The following is a 14,305-nucleotide window of genomic DNA, read 5'->3' as shown; positions in this document are numbered from 1 at the left end:
GCGATGCCAAAGCCCTTAGTACGTTCAGCATTGTTTGTGCCGGGCAGCCGCCCGGAGCGGTTCGCCAAAGCCTTGGCCAGCGGCGCCGACGCAGTGATTGTGGATTTTGAAGACGCCGTGGAAGAGCCGCTCAAGCGCCAGGCCCGGGGCAACCTGGGGATGTTCCTGCAGGCCCACCCCGAGGCCCAGGTGTGGGTGCGCATCAATGCGCCGGAACACGTCGAGCATTTTGAGGATGTGGCGTTCTGCAAGGCTCATGCAAATGTCGCGGGAGTGCTGCTACCCAAGGTCGAGAGCGCAGCCCAGGTCGCCGTAGTGGCTGCCACCGGCAAACCCATCTGGCCGATCATCGAAAGCGCTCGCGGCTTGTTGGCGGTGGCCGAGATTGCCCATGCTCCGCTGGTGGAGCGGCTGTCGTTCGGTGGCTTGGACCTGGCCCTGGATCTGAACCTGAGCAGTCATTCCCGCGCTGCTGAGTTTGCCCTCGACCAGGCGCGCCTGTCACTGATCGTGCATTCCCGCGCCGCCGACCTGGTGGCACCGCTGGACGGCGTACATCCGGCCATCGACGACCCAGAGGGCCTGCGCAGTTCGATCCGGCACGCCTATGAAATGGGTTTTGCCGGGGCGTTGTGTATCCATCCCAAGCAGGTTCCGGTGATTCATCAGGCTTTGGCGCCCAGCGCCGAAGAACTGGCCTGGGCCAAGCGGGTAGTGGAGGCGAGTGCCCATGGGGCAGGGGCCTATCAGATTGATGGGCAGATGGTGGATGCGCCGGTGTTGCTGCGGGCACAAAGACTGCTGGCTGCCCAACCCTGACTGGATAAGCCTTCCCACAGGATCGACATGTTCCTTGAGGTTGGTGTTCGGCCAGGCCGAACGCAGGTATCTAAAATTCGAAATTCTCAATATGCAGCACATCAGGCACTTTGCCTTACAACACAACAATAAGAAGGTGATTTCCCATGCTCAAGCTCTCTCGGGCGCTGCTGTGCGCCGCCACCTTGTTCGCCGCGGGCCTGGCCCAGGCGGCTGACCCGATTGTAATCAAGTTCGCCCACGTGGTGGCCGAGAACACACCCAAAGGCCAGGGCGCGCTGCTGTTCAAGAAGCTCGCCGAAGAACGCCTTCCCGGCAAGGTCAAGGTCGAGGTGTACCCCAACTCGTCGCTGTTCGGCGATGGCAAGGAAATGGAAGCGTTGCTGTTGGGTGACGTGCAGATGCTGGCGCCGTCCCTGGCCAAGTTCGAGCAGTACACCAAACAGGTGCAGATCTACGACCTGCCGTTCCTGTTCAACGACCTGGCTGCCGTCGACCGTTTCCAGGCCGCCCAGGGCAAGCAACTGCTGACTGCGATGCAGGACAAGAACATTCTCGGCCTGGCCTATTGGCACAACGGCCTCAAGCAACTCTCCGCCAACAAGGCCCTGCACGAACCCAAGGACGCCCGTGGTCTGAAGTTTCGCGTGCAAGCCTCCAGCGTGCTTGAAGAGCAGTTCAAGGCGATCCGCGCCAACCCGCGTAAGATGAGCTTTGCCGAGGTTTACCAGGGCTTGCAGACCGGCACCGTGAATGGCACTGAGAACACCTGGTCGAACTATGAAAGCCAGAAGGTCAACGAGGTGCAGAAGTATTTCACCGAGTCCAACCATGGCCTGATCGACTACATGGTGATCACCAACGCCAAGTTCTGGAACGGCCTGGCGCCGGATGTGCGCAGCACGCTGGAGCAGATCATGGCCGAAGTCACTGTCGAGGTGAACAAGCAGGCCGAAGCGCTGAACCAGTCGGCCAGGCAGAAGATCATCGATGCCAAGACCAGCGAGATCATCGAACTGACCCCCGAGCAACGCACGCTCTGGCGCGAAGCCATGCGCCCGGTGTGGCAGAAGTTCGAAGGCCAGATCGGGGCTGAGCTGATCAAGGCAGCGGACGCTTCCAACCAATAGTCCCAGGGCGTACTGAGGTCCAATGTGGGAGGCGGCTTGCTCCCAATAGCGGTGGATCAGAGACAGACCTGCAAGCTGACACACTGCTATCGGGAGCAAGCCCCCTCCCACATTTCGGGCAAGTTCCACCCTGGTATTTCATTTGCCTCGCGAGGTTTTGCCATGCAAACGCTAAGGCGCGTCTGGGAGCACCTGGAGGAAGGCTTTATTGCCTTCCTGCTGGCCGCCATGACCCTGGTGACATTCGTCTACGTCATGCTCAATAACATCTACACCCTGTTCTTTGCCCTGGCGGATAAATGGGCCTGGAGCAGTCATTTCTTCAATGCCCTGGGCGACACCACCATGACCTGGGCCCAGGACATGACCTGGAGCGTGGCGCTGACCAAGGCCATGTTCGGCTGGTTGATTTTCTTCGGCATTTCCTACGGTGTGCGCACTGCCGGCCATTTGGGCGTGGACGCGTTGGTCAGGTTGACCAAACGCCCGGTACAACGCCTGCTCGGGATGCTCGCCTGCCTGTGCTGCCTGGCCTACGCCGGCCTGTTCATGGTCGCCAGCTACAAGTGGGTGAGTGCGGTAATGACCGCGCATATCGGTGCCGAGGACCTTGACCAGTTCGGTATCGACGTCGGTGACATCGTGGTGATCGTGCCCATCGGTTTTGCCCTGGTATTGATTCGCTACCTGGAAATTTTCTACCGCATCTTTACCCACCGTCAGGTCGGGTTGGGGTTGGCCGACGAGGCCGGGGAGGCCAGCAAGTTGGCCGGCAGCCATGAGGAGCGTCACTGATGGCCGTGCTCTGTCTGTTTCTGCTGTTGTTCGTGTTCATGTTTCTCGGCGTGCCGATTGCGATTTCCCTGGGGCTGTCCGGCGCGGTGTCGATCCTGATGTTCAGTCAGGACTCGGTGAGCTCCCTGGCGATCAAGCTGTTTGAAACCAGCGACGCCTATACCTTCCTGGCGATCCCGTTCTTCCTGCTGTCCGGTGCCTTTATGACCACCGGTGGTGTGGCTCAGCGGCTGATCGACTTTGCCAATGCCTGTGTCGGTCATATCCGTGGCGGCCTGGCGATTGCGGCGGTGCTGGCCTGCATGTTGTTTGCGGCGCTGTCCGGCTCGTCACCGGCCACGGTGGCAGCGGTGGGCTCGATTGCCGTGGCAGGCATGGTGCGTTCCGGTTATCCGAAGGAGTTTGGTGCGGGGATCATCTGCAACGCCGGGACCTTGGGTATCCTGATTCCGCCTTCGATTGTGATGGTGGTGTATTCGGCGGCGACCGAAACCTCAGTGGGCAAACTGTTCATGGCTGGGGTGATCCCGGGACTGTTGCTGGGCCTGATGTTGATGATCGCGATCTACATCGTCGCGCGTATCAAGAAGCTACCCGCGCAACCACGGGCGACGTTCCGCGAGTGGCTCAGTTGCGCACGCCGAGCGTTCTGGGGCCTGTTGCTGTTGGTGATCATCCTCGGCGGCATCTACAGCGGCATGTTCACCCCCACCGAAGCGGCGGCGGTGGCGGCGGTGTATTCGGCGTTTGTTGCGCTGTTCATCTACAAGGACATGACGCTGCACGACTGCCCCAAGGTGCTGCTGGAATCCGGGCGGCTGTCGATCATGCTGATGTTCATCATCGCCAACGCCATGCTGTTTGCCCATGTGCTGACCACTGAGCAGATCCCCCAGGAAATCACTGCGTGGGTGATCTCCGAAGGGCTGACACCGATTGGTTTTCTGATCATGGTCAACGTGGTGTTGCTGATTGCAGGCAGCTTCATGGAGCCTTCGGCCATTGTGTTGATCCTGGCGCCGATCTTCTTCCCGATCGCGATGAAGCTCGGGATTGACCCGATTCACCTGGGGATCGTGATGGTGGTGAATATGGAAATCGGCCTGGTTCATCCGCCGGTGGGACTGAACCTGTTCGTGACCTCGGCGGTGACCGGGCTGACATTGGGGCAGACCATTCGCGCGGCGATGCCATGGCTGATGATTTTGCTGGTGTTCCTGATCATGGTGACTTACTTGCCGTTCATTTCCCTTGCGCTTCCGCATTGGCTGGGGATGTAAGGTGGGGGGGATTTCCCCCTCCCACATTTGTTGATTGTTTCGGCCTTACTGATCCATCGCACTCAAGATCGCATGGGCCACTTTTACCCGCTCGGCATTCGGGTAGTTCTTGTTGGCCAGAATCACCACGCCCATATCCTTGCTCGGCACATACGCCACATACGCACCAAAGCCACCGGTAGAGCCGGTCTTGTTGTACAACACGTTGGCCGGCTGCGCCTGGGCCGGGTTGAGCCAGGTGACCTTGTGCGGCTCCATTGCCATCGGTGTTGAGTTACCGTCGATCAACGCTTGCAGGGTGATGGGGTAGGGGTAGCGCTCCCAGCCCAGGCCCTGGGTCATGCCGTTCACGGTGTAGTAGCCCGCGTGGGTGGCGGCGATGGCCTGTTGCACGGGCTGTTCCAGGGTTTGCGGGTGCATGTTCGCAATGACATAGCGGGCGAGGTCCTGGCTGGTGGTCTTGAGCCCGTAGGCTTCACTGTCCAGGGCGCCGGGGCTGACGCGCACAGGTTTTTGCTGCTTGTCATAGCCTTGGGCATATTGGCTGGCTTTGTCAGTGCGCACGTTGACATAGGTGTTGGTCAACCCTAGCTTGGGCAGCAGCGTCTTCTCCATGGCAACGTTGAACGGCTGGCCCAGGCTTTGCGCGGTCAGGTAGCCGAACAGGCCGATGCTGGGGTTGGAGTACAAGCGTTGTTCACCCGCAGCGTAAGTGGGCTTCCAATGCTGGAAGTAGCCCAGCATGGTCGATGCACTGTCGGCTGCATCCGGAAATTGCAGCGGCAGGCCGCCAGGGGTATAGGTCGCCAGTTGCAGCAGGCTGATGCGATCGAACGCGCTGCCGGCCAGGGACGGCAAGTACTGGCTGGCTGTGTCCGACAGTTTGAGCTTGCCGATGGCCTGGGCATAACCACCAAGGGTGGCGGTGAAGGTTTTGCTCACCGAGCCAATTTCGAACAGCGTGTTTTGAGTGACCGCGGCCTGGGTGTCCTTGGCGGCTACGCCGTAATTAAAGTATTGCACCTTGCCCTGGTTCACCACCGCGACCGCAAGGCCGGGGATGCCTTGCTGTTGCATCAAGGGTTTGATGTTGCTGTCCACGACCTGGCGCATATCGGTGGCGGCCATACAGCCGCCGGATACGAGCAGCAAAGCTGAAACCAGGTACTTTGGCTGATATTTCATGGTGATTCGCTTCCATGTAAAGGTGGCAATGATGATCAGAGCCTGCGCAGGCGTGGCAAATCTAGGTGGATTTTATACCCGGAGCAAACGATGATATCTCGCACCAGCCATTAGAAAAATTGGGGTAAGCCTTGTTGCGTTCCCATCTGCCCCTCAATGCCCTGCGCGCTTTTGAAGCCTCGGCGCGCCATTTGAGCTTTACCCGCGCGGCCATCGAGCTATGCGTGACCCAAGCCGCAGTCAGCCATCAAGTCAAAAGCCTCGAAGCGCAGCTCAATGTCACGCTGTTCAAGCGCCTGCCACGCGGCCTGATGCTCACTCGCGAAGGCGAAACCCTGCTGCCGGTGTTGCGGGAAGCCTTCGACCGCATTGCCCACACCCTGGGCCAGTTCGAGGGCGGTCACTACCGCGAGGTGCTGACAGTGGGCGCGGTCGGCACCTTCGCCGTGGGCTGGCTATTGCCTCGTTTGGCGGATTTCCACAGCCGCTATCCGTTTATTGATTTGCGCCTGTCCACCCACAACAACCGCGTTGATGTCGCTGCCGAGGGCCTGGATTACGCCATTCGGTTTGGCGCAGGCGCCTGGCATGGCACCGAGGCCTGCCCTCTGCTGGAAGCACCGCTGACGGTGTTGTGTGTGCCGCAGATTGCCGAGCAATTGCACAGCCCGGCCGACGTGTTGAAGCACACCTTGCTGCGCTCTTACCGGGCCGATGAGTGGAGCCTTTGGTTGCAGGCTGCCGGGTTGCCGGCAGACACCCTGGTGCCGCGCAGTATTGTGTTCGACTCGTCGCTGGCGATGATGGAGGCCGCCCTGCAAGGCAGCGGTGTGGCCCTGGCGCCAGCGTTGATGTTTTCACGCCAGTTGGAAAGCGATGTGATCCGCCAGCCGTTCGATGTGGGGATCACGACCGGCAGTTATTGGTTGACCCGTTTGCAATCGCGGGCTGAGACGCCGGCGATGTTGGCCTTCAAGGGGTGGTTGCAGACGTGCATTGGATAAGAATGTGGGAGGCGGCGGTTAGGCGAGGTATTTGCGGAACCACCCCAGGGTGCGCTCCCAGGCCAGGTTAGCTGCTGCCTCGTCATACCGCGGCGTTGAGTCATTGTGAAAACCGTGGTTGGCGCCTTGGTAGATGTAAGCCTCATACGTCGTGCTCGCAGCTTTCAACGCCTGCTCATACGCCGGCCAACCCTCATTGATTCGCGTATCCAGCTCACCGAAATGCAACATGACGGGTGCCTTGATGCGCGGCACGTCTTTGGCCTCGGGTTGGCGCCCGTAGAACGACACCGCCGCGCCCAGTTCCGGGTAGGCCACCGCCGCCGCATTGGTCACGCCGCCGCCGTAACAGAAACCGGTGATGCCGACTTTGCCGGTGCTGCTGTCGTGGTGCATCAGCCATTCGATGGCGGCGAAGAAGTCGTTCATCAGTTTGGTCGGGTCGACAGTCTGTTGCAGCGCCACGCCTTTTTCATCGTTGCCGGGGTAGCCGCCCACGGACGTCAGGCCATCGGGTGCCAGGGCAATGAAGCCGGCTTTGGCCAGGCGCCGGGCCACGTCTTCGATATAGGGGTTCAGGCCGCGGTTTTCATGCACCACCACCACGGCGGGCAGTTTTGCCGCAGCCTTGGACGGGCGCACCAGGTAGCCGCGCACCGTGCCGTTGCCCTTGGGCGAAGGGTAGGTGATGTAGTCGGCGACGATATCCGGATCGGTGAATTGGACCTGTTCGGCCAGGGCGTAGTTGGGGCTCAGGGCTGCCAGCAGCGCCGAGGCGGTGAGGCCGCCCAAGGTGAACAGCGCGGCACGGTCGAGAAACTCGCGGCGGTTGATCTTGCCGTGGGCGTAGCCGTCGTAGAGTTCCAGCAGTTCGGGAGCAAAGTCCTTGGCGGTAAGACGGGGCATGGGTGCAGTCCTCGATCAGCGGTTGCAGTCACTGTAGACCAGGATCACGCCTCGCGACCATGGGCGGCTGCGGCCAATTGCCCGGTGTCGACGCGTACGAAAACTGAATCGCCGATGGCCGTGAGCACATCACCGGCGTACACCTCGCAGACCACGCGGCTTTTGCGCCCGATGTCGCCTTCGACCCGTGCGCGCAGGGCCAGCGGCACGCCCATCGGTGTGGGCTTGATGAATTTGATCCCCAGGTTGCCGGTGACGCAGTCGATGCGCGGCAGGCTGCCGGGTTCGCGCTGTTCGGCGCGGTAGTGGTAGGCCATGGCGGTCCAGTTGGAGTGGCAATCCACCAGCATGGCGATCAGGCCGCCGTAGACCAGGTCTGGCCAGCCGCTGTATCTGGCTTCGGGTTGATGCTCGGCGACCACGTGTACGCCATCTTCGGCCCAGCGGCTCTTGATATGCAGGCCATGGGGGTTGCTGCTGCCGCAGCCGTAGCAGATGCCTTCTGGCGCGGTGATGTCTTGGAGAGAAGCGGTGGTCATGCAAAGTCCTTGTTATTGTTCAGGCGACTTCCCTGTTTAGCAGGCCACGTGTCAGCGGGCAAACTTCTTCGCCCCGGCCACGCAGCCGATCACCGCGACGGTCACCAGCACCATGCCCAGGCTGACCTGCTCATGCAGCAGGCCCGCGGCCAGCGCCAGGCCGAAGAAAGGTTGCAGCAGCTGCAACTGGCCGACTGCGGCAATGCCGCCCTGGGCCAGGCCGCGGTACCAGAACACAAAGCCGATCAACATGCTGAACAGTGCCACGTACCCCAGGCTCAGCCACGCCGGCAGGCTGATGCCGCTGAGGGTCGAAGGCGCCAGCAGCAGGCTCAACGGTGCCACCAGCGGCAGCGACACCACCAGCGCCCAACAAATCACCTGCCAGCCACCCAGGCTGCGCGACAGCTTGGCGCCTTCGGCATAACCCAGGCCGCAGACCAGCACCGCCAACAGCATCAACAAGTCGCCTGCAGGGGCGGCGCTCAAGCCTTGGGCAAAGGCGTAACCCATCACCAACAGGCTGCCCAGGATGGAAAACAACCAGAACACTGGCTTGGGTCGCTCGCCGCCACGCAGCACGCCAAATACCGCCGTGGCCAGGGGCAGCAGGCCGATGAAGACGATTGAATGGGCCGAGGTCACGTATTGCAGGGCCATGGCTGTGAGCAGTGGGAAGCCGACCACCACGCCCAGAGCGACGATCACCAAGGGAGCCCATTGCTGACGGGTGGGGCGTTTTTCCTTGAATAGCCACAACAGGCAGCCCCCCAGCAGGGCGGCGAGGGTGGCGCGGATCATGGTCAGGAACACCGGGTCGAACTCCATGACCGCCAGGCGCGTGGCCGGCAGCGATCCGCTGAAAATCACCACGCCGATAAAACCGTTGATCCAACCCTGAGTGCTGACATCCAGGGTGCCGAAGCGGGCGATGCGTTCCATGACGGTATGTCCGAAAGTGGGGTTGCGTGCGGCTCATCCTAGGGCTGAAGATTAGGACAATCAAAAAATTGTCATGGATACATCCCGATGCCCCGTGCGCGCTACAAATTGCTGGTCGATACCTTCGCCGAGGCCATCCGCAGTGGACAGATGCCTGCCGGCGCGCGCTTGCCTACTCATCGCCAGTTGGCCGCTGAGCATGGCTTGGCACTGGTCACCGCGAGCCGGGTGTACAGCGAGTTGGAAGCCATGGGCCTGGTCAGTGGCGAGACCGGTCGCGGTACCTTCGTGCGCGAAATCACCTTGCCGCCGGGGCAGGGCAGCGGGCAGATGACGGTGGCGCCGGGCCTGCTCGACCTGAATTTCAACTACCCGTCCTTGCCTGGGCAGGCCGAGCTGTTGCGCACGGCGTTGCGCCAGTTGGCGCTGTCGGGCGATCTGGAGGCACTGCTGCGTTACCAGCCCCATGCAGGGCGTGTGCATGAGCGCGCCGCCATGGCTCGGCACTTGTTGAACCGAGGACTCACGGTGGACGCCGAGCAGGTGCTGGTGGTCAGCGGCGCCCAGCACGGCTTGGCGGTGACCCTGATGACGTTGCTCAAGCCTGGGGATGTGATCGCGGTGGATGCGCTGACCTATCCGGGCTTCAAGGCGCTGGCCGAAACCCTGCACCTGGAAATCGTCGCCATCCCGGTGACCACGGCCGGCCCGGACCTGGACCATCTGCATAGCCTGTGTCGCCAGCGCCCGGTACGTGCGGTATACAGCATGCCAACCCTGCATAACCCGCTGGGCTGGGTACTGAGCCTGGAGCAGCGCGAGCGTTTGGTGGCGATTGCCCGGCAGCACAACCTGATGATCGTCGAGGATGGCGCCTATGCGTTTCTCGCCGAAGATGCACCTGCGCCGTTGGCGGCACTGGCCCCGGAGCGCACGGTGTATGTGGGTGGGCTGTCCAAGAATGTCGCCGCCGGTTTGCGCATAGGGTTTATCGCGGCGCCTTCAGCTTGGGTGAGCAGGTTGGAACGTACGATCATGGCCACCACCTGGAGCGTGCCAGGCGTGATGAGTGCCATTGCAGTGGCCTGGCTCGAAGACGGTACGGTGGCGCAACTGGAAGCGCAAAAACGCGCGGATGCTCAAGCTCGCCAGGCATTGGCAGCCCAAGTGCTGACGGGCGTGCGGTATGTCAGCCATCCGTCATCGTATTTTCTGTGGCTGCCATTGGCCGAAGAGGCTCGCGCTGATCAAGTCGCCATGACCTTGCAGCGCGAAGGCATTTGCGTGTCCACCGCCGAACCGTTCGCAGTCTCGGCCCAGGTGCCCCATGCACTGCGCGTGGCCCTGGGGTCGGTGCCGATGGCGCAGTTGCGTGGGGCCCTGGAGACGATACGCAAAGTGGTGGCGTGGTGAGCTGTGCTCAGTATTTGTAAGCCTGCCGCCCGATCAGTAGCCACTTGCCGTGTTGCTTCTGCCAGACCTGGAAGTTGTCGATATCGGTTGGCGTGTCCACACCACTGTTCACCGCCAAGGCATGGAAGTGGTTGCGCACCAGGGCGGTATCGCCGTTAAGGGTGATGGTCTGGTTCTGCATTTCCAGAGTCTTGAAGGCGCTGGTGTGGGTTTGCAGGTCGGCGATAAATTGCGCCTTGTTCTGCACTTTGCCGCTGGAGTGGCCGTAGGTGAGCGTGTCGGATGTCAGCGCGTGAAGTTGCTTGACGTCCAGATGCAACATGGCTTGGGTCAGTTGGTCGACTGCCTGGGCCACTTCCTTTTCAGCGGGGGCGGCGGCGACGTAGCTGGAAAACAGGCACAGGAAGCCGATCAGCACTTTGAGGTTGGGCATGGGTGTTCCTTGTTTTTGTTGGGTGGATACGACGAGGTATGTCGTCGTACAACCATGCAATAATTTCGGCAGGGAAGGAAAGTGAAATTTTGAGGTGGTCTGAAATGATTCGAGGTTAGAGTGGTAACCAGCACCCCATAGCCGAGGTAAAAATGGCTTTTGACTGGCACAGCGACCCTCTCACCCGTGGGACACCGGTGACCCCGAGCTATAAAAACACTCAGAACGTGCGCCGTTTCATGCGCGAACAGTGCGGGCCGACGTTCAAGTTCAACCGCCCCTTTATGGCGTGGATTCTCAATGGCGTCCCGAAGACTATGGGTGATGTGGTGGACGAGTGGCAGCGTCGCGAGGTGACGCTGCCCTAAGCCATGGTGCTTGATTGCAAATACAGCAAAATGTGGGAGGGGGCTTGCTCCCGATGGCGGCCTCAGGGCCGACCAGGATGTTGGATCAGACTGAGTACATATCCGTTATTGGGGTAACGACCGCTATGGGTTCCGCCCTTACGGCGGCTCACTTTTGAACAGCACAAAAGTAAGCAAAACGCTCTTGCCTCACCACTCGGCACCTCGCTCAGGCTCGGTGTGCCCGTAATCCGCCAGTGATTTGGGGGGCCGCCGCCACGCGCCATCCATGGCGCGGGGCGGCTAAACCGGCATCCCTGCCGGTTTACCCCCCAAATCCCTGTCGAATTACGGCCAGCGTGGTTTAACGGGGCGCCTAAGATCAAAAGCAGATCAAGAGCGGCTCGCTTCGCATCGTGGTTACTGTTGGCGACTGCAAAGTTGTGTAGATACCCTCCCATATTTGAATTGCTTTTATTCGCTGGGCAGCGGCGGTGTGCGTGGCGGTATCACGCGTTTGCTGCCGGTGGCTTCAAACGCTGCGGCAAAGCGCAGCAGCGCCGAATCATCATAAGCACGCCCGGCAAACGTCAGCCCTACCGGCATACCGATATCCGCCATCACGCCCATCGGCACGGTGACGGTGGGCACGCCCAAGTGGCGAATCGCAAGGTTACCGTTGGCGACCCACACGCCGTTGCTCCAGGCAATGTCGGCAGACGCTTCGTTCACGTCGGCATCGGCCGGGCCTACATCGGCTACGGTCGGGAACAGCACGGCGTCGAGGCCGAGGTTGTCCATCCAGTCTTCCAGATCCAGGCGCCGGGTTGTTTCCAGGCCACGCAGGCCATCGGGCACGGTACCGATCTGGTCCCACGGTGTGATGCCGCGTTGGGCCATGCGCACGTATTCATCCATGCCGGCGGCGAGGTCGTCTTCACGGTTGGGCAGGGTACCGGGGTCATGGGGGAAGATCTTTGGTCCGTCCACATCCGCCAGGCGGTTGAGCGCCGGATCGTTGTTGGCGCGCAAGAAATCATCAAAGGCCCAGGCAGACAGTTCCCACAGTTCGTCGTGGAGGAACTCCTTGGACACCAGGCCACGGGTAAACACCGTCGGCGCGCCGGGACGGTCGCCTTCGCAGTTGGACACCAGCGGGAAATCCACCTCGATCACTTCGGCGCCGGCGGCCTCCAGCGCCTGGCGGGCGGCTTGCCACAACTCGATCACCGTGGCGCGGGTATTGATCCGCTGCCCGGTGGGCCCGCCGATACCGGGTTTTTCGCTGGTGCCTGCGTCGGGGTCGGCATTGATGTACATGCGCGGCACGCCAAAGCGCCTGCCGGCCAGGCTCTCGCTGCTGGTGGCCAGTGCGGCGTATGAGGCCGGGCGCACCGAGGTGACGCTGGGGATCGGCACCCAGGGTTGCAGGCGCCACAGGTCGCCGCGCTTGTCGGGGTCTTCGGCCACCACGACGTCGAGCACTTCCAACAGGTCGGCCATGGTGCGCGCATACGGCACCACGACGTCCATCGTCGGGGTCAATGGCCAGTTGCCGCGTACCGAAATCACCCCACGGGAAGGTGTGTAGGCACACAAACCATTGTTGGAGGCCGGGCCGCGGCCACTCGACCAGGTTTCTTCAGCCAGGCCAAACGCTGCAAAGCTGGCGGCGGTGGCAGTGCCCGCGCCATTGGAAGAACCGGACGCAAATGGCGCGGTCAGGTAGTCGGCGTTGTAAGGGCTTTCGGCGCGGCCATACACGCCACGCTGCATACCGCCATTGGCCATCGGCGGCATGTTGGTCTTGCCCAGGCAGATAGCGCCACCGGCACGCAGACGCTCAATGGTGAAGGCGTCGCGCTGGGCCACCAGCTTGGCAAACGCCGGGCTGCCGGATGCGGCCGTCAGACCCTTGACCAGGTAACTGTCCTTGGCCGTGTAGGGAATACCCTCCAGCGGTCCCAGGGTCTGGCCATTGGCGCGGCGTGCATCGGACGCCTCGGCTTCTTTCAGGGCGTCAGGGTTACGCACCACCACGGCATTCAGCGCGGTAGCCGTCTGCGGGCCATCGTAGGCATCGATCCGTGCCAGGTATGCCTGGACCAGTTCAACGGCCGTGGTCTGCCCGGCTTCAAGCGCAGCGCGCAATTGGGCAATGGAGACTTCAGTAACTTGCATCACGTTTTTTTCGCCGCCTTCACGTGGGGGGATGGCGGCAGTCTACGTACAGATATTTCACAAAACCAGCGCGGCATACTTCGCGTAGGCCGCACGCATGACTTGCCAGGTAGCCTCGTCCGCAGGAATCAGATGCTCGATGCGCAACGAGGTGAGGGTAATGTCCTGAGGCATACCGAAGGTGGTGAAGGTCGACAGGAAGTTCAGCTCACCGTGCCGCGAATGCACGCGTGTCAGCACCAATGGCGGGAGCTCTTGGGGCAGTTGCGTGCTGGCTGGCGCTGGCAGGTTGGCGAGCAGTGCGGCCAATCCAGGGTTGCCCAGGGCCTCACGGGCCGCACGCTGCCAGGCCAGGCTACGGATCTCTTCGCCATTGACCAGGTGATCGCCCAGTCCGCCGGATTGCAGCAGTGTGGCCAGCAGGTTCAAGCCGTCCAGCGCAGTTGGCTGGATGCCGACCAGTTCAAACAACAGGCCGGCACTGGCATTCGCCGCCAACACATCCCATTGGCTGCCTATCAGTATTGCCGGTGCGGGGTTGTTCGCGTGCAGCACGTGGTCGAGTGCTTCACGAATCGCCGCCATGCCCGGTGCGGCGAGTGGCGTGGCTGGATAACGCGGCGCAAAACCGGCGGCGAGGAACACGTGGTTGCAGCGCTCCAACGGTGTTTGCAGTGCCGTCAGCAAATGGTGCAACGTGCCCGCGCTCGGCTTGGCGCGGCCGGTTTCGATGCAACTCAGATGGCGCTGGGACACGCCGGTCATCAGGGCCAGGTCGAGCTGGCTGAGCTTGGCGTCGCGACGCAGTTGACGCAACTGTTCGCCAGCGGTGGCAGGGGTATCCATGGTTTATTCATAACCTGCGAGGTCATTGCGAAGGGCCGCACCTTATCACTACCTTGGGGCTCGATCACTCTAAGGAAGGCACCATGCCAAGACCCTATATTGCCCTGGCCGCACTGCTGGTTTTTTCGCTCTATACCCTGGCGACTCTCCTGACCGCCGAGCAATCACTGCTCGCGTTTGGAAGGGAACTGATGTCACGGCCCGATACGGCGCAGGTGGTGATCGACCTGTATTTGATGGCGGCGCTGGCGTGTGTGTGGATGTACCGGGATGGGCGCGGGCGAGGGCGGTCGCTGGCTTCGATGATGCCGTACTTTCTGCTGACGGCGGTGTTTGTGTCGGTGGGCCCGTTGCTTTACATCGTCATCAATGGATTTCGTGATGAGTGATTTTCTGCACGTTCATGCCCTGTGCGGGCTGGGCGGTAGGGTAGGAGCGAGCCTGCTCGCGAAAAACGTCAGCGATCACGCGGGCGCCGCGCCGGG

General features: G+C 61.5%; 15 protein-coding genes. 8 read left to right on the top strand and 7 right to left on the bottom strand.

What is annotated here, in order from left to right:
* Positions 1-3: 3 nt before the first annotated feature.
* The 4 genes from QMK52_RS22445 (at position 4) to dctM (ending at position 4,024) form a co-directional block, all read left to right on the top strand.
* Positions 4-819, top strand: coding sequence for an HpcH/HpaI aldolase/citrate lyase family protein (locus tag QMK52_RS22445; RefSeq protein WP_005787904.1), 816 nt, complete (start codon positions 4-6; stop codon positions 817-819).
* Between the two features lie 146 nt (positions 820-965).
* A complete protein-coding gene (locus tag QMK52_RS22440) occupies positions 966-1,949 on the top strand; it encodes a TRAP transporter substrate-binding protein (protein WP_005787905.1) in 984 nt (327 codons plus the stop codon).
* Positions 1,950-2,111: 162 nt separating this feature from the next.
* Positions 2,112-2,744 carry a TRAP transporter small permease gene (locus QMK52_RS22435; protein ID WP_005787907.1) on the top strand — a complete coding sequence of 211 codons (633 nt, stop codon included), beginning with the start codon at positions 2,112-2,114 and terminating at the stop codon, positions 2,742-2,744.
* A complete protein-coding gene (dctM, locus tag QMK52_RS22430; protein ID WP_320403441.1) occupies positions 2,744-4,024 on the top strand; it encodes a C4-dicarboxylate TRAP transporter large permease protein DctM in 1,281 nt (426 codons plus the stop codon). The genes QMK52_RS22435 and dctM overlap by 1 nt, the downstream gene beginning before the upstream one ends.
* Before the next feature lie 45 nt (positions 4,025-4,069).
* On the opposite strand, the gene ampC is transcribed toward dctM, so the two are convergent.
* Entirely contained in the window at positions 4,070-5,209 is a 1,140-nt protein-coding gene (gene ampC, locus QMK52_RS22425) for a class C beta-lactamase (protein WP_005787910.1), read from the bottom strand.
* Positions 5,210-5,340: 131 nt separating this feature from the next.
* On the opposite strand from ampC, the gene QMK52_RS22420 reads away from it, so the two are divergent.
* Complete coding sequence (locus QMK52_RS22420; RefSeq protein ID WP_194440588.1) at positions 5,341-6,213, top strand: LysR family transcriptional regulator; 873 nt, start codon at positions 5,341-5,343, stop codon at positions 6,211-6,213.
* A gap of 18 nt (positions 6,214-6,231) precedes the next feature.
* On the opposite strand, the gene yghX is transcribed toward QMK52_RS22420, so the two are convergent.
* From yghX to QMK52_RS22405, 3 genes are read right to left on the bottom strand one after another with little or no spacing between them, the layout of a single operon-like run.
* Entirely contained in the window at positions 6,232-7,119 is an 888-nt protein-coding gene (gene yghX, locus QMK52_RS22415; protein WP_320403440.1) for a YghX family hydrolase, read from the bottom strand.
* Positions 7,120-7,163: 44 nt separating this feature from the next.
* Entirely contained in the window at positions 7,164-7,658 is a 495-nt protein-coding gene (locus tag QMK52_RS22410; protein ID WP_005787913.1) for a PaaI family thioesterase, read from the bottom strand.
* 51 nt (positions 7,659-7,709) lie between these two features.
* Positions 7,710-8,600 carry a DMT family transporter gene (locus tag QMK52_RS22405; protein WP_005787914.1) on the bottom strand — a complete coding sequence of 297 codons (891 nt, stop codon included), beginning with the start codon at positions 8,598-8,600 and terminating at the stop codon, positions 7,710-7,712.
* 87 nt (positions 8,601-8,687) lie between these two features.
* Between QMK52_RS22405 and QMK52_RS22400 the strand changes: the two genes are divergently transcribed.
* Positions 8,688-10,013: a PLP-dependent aminotransferase family protein gene (locus QMK52_RS22400; RefSeq protein WP_320403439.1), complete on the top strand. Its 1,326-nt coding sequence runs from the start codon at positions 8,688-8,690 to the stop codon at positions 10,011-10,013.
* Positions 10,014-10,020: 7 nt separating this feature from the next.
* Here the strand turns inward: QMK52_RS22400 and QMK52_RS22395 are convergent, their stop codons facing one another.
* Positions 10,021-10,446 carry a nuclear transport factor 2 family protein gene (locus tag QMK52_RS22395; protein ID WP_320403438.1) on the bottom strand — a complete coding sequence of 142 codons (426 nt, stop codon included), beginning with the start codon at positions 10,444-10,446 and terminating at the stop codon, positions 10,021-10,023.
* 152 nt (positions 10,447-10,598) lie between these two features.
* Here QMK52_RS22395 and QMK52_RS22390 point away from each other — a divergent pair, with 152 nt between their 5' ends.
* Positions 10,599-10,814: a DUF6434 domain-containing protein gene (locus QMK52_RS22390; protein WP_005787917.1), complete on the top strand. Its 216-nt coding sequence runs from the start codon at positions 10,599-10,601 to the stop codon at positions 10,812-10,814.
* Positions 10,815-11,267: 453 nt separating this feature from the next.
* Here the strand turns inward: QMK52_RS22390 and QMK52_RS22385 are convergent, their stop codons facing one another.
* Together QMK52_RS22385 and QMK52_RS22380 are read right to left on the bottom strand one after the other, a co-directional pair.
* The gene (locus QMK52_RS22385) at positions 11,268-12,977 is read right to left on the bottom strand and encodes an amidase (protein WP_320403437.1); all 1,710 of its coding nucleotides are present in this window, start codon (positions 12,975-12,977) and stop codon (positions 11,268-11,270) included.
* A 54-nt stretch (positions 12,978-13,031) separates the two neighbouring features.
* Positions 13,032-13,820, bottom strand: a complete 789-nt coding sequence (locus QMK52_RS22380; RefSeq protein ID WP_320403436.1) for a helix-turn-helix domain-containing protein — start codon at positions 13,818-13,820, stop codon at positions 13,032-13,034.
* 83 nt (positions 13,821-13,903) lie between these two features.
* Between QMK52_RS22380 and QMK52_RS22375 the strand changes: the two genes are divergently transcribed.
* Positions 13,904-14,209: a DUF2834 domain-containing protein gene (locus QMK52_RS22375; RefSeq protein ID WP_320403435.1), complete on the top strand. Its 306-nt coding sequence runs from the start codon at positions 13,904-13,906 to the stop codon at positions 14,207-14,209.
* Positions 14,210-14,305 lie beyond the last annotated feature (96 nt).

The organism is Pseudomonas sp. P9_2 (assembly GCF_034008255.1).
Taxonomy (GTDB): Bacteria; Pseudomonadota; Gammaproteobacteria; order Pseudomonadales; family Pseudomonadaceae; genus Aquipseudomonas; species Aquipseudomonas synxantha_A.
The sequence above is the reverse complement of the archived record's forward strand: the minus strand, read 5'-3'. Positions and strand labels throughout refer to the sequence as shown.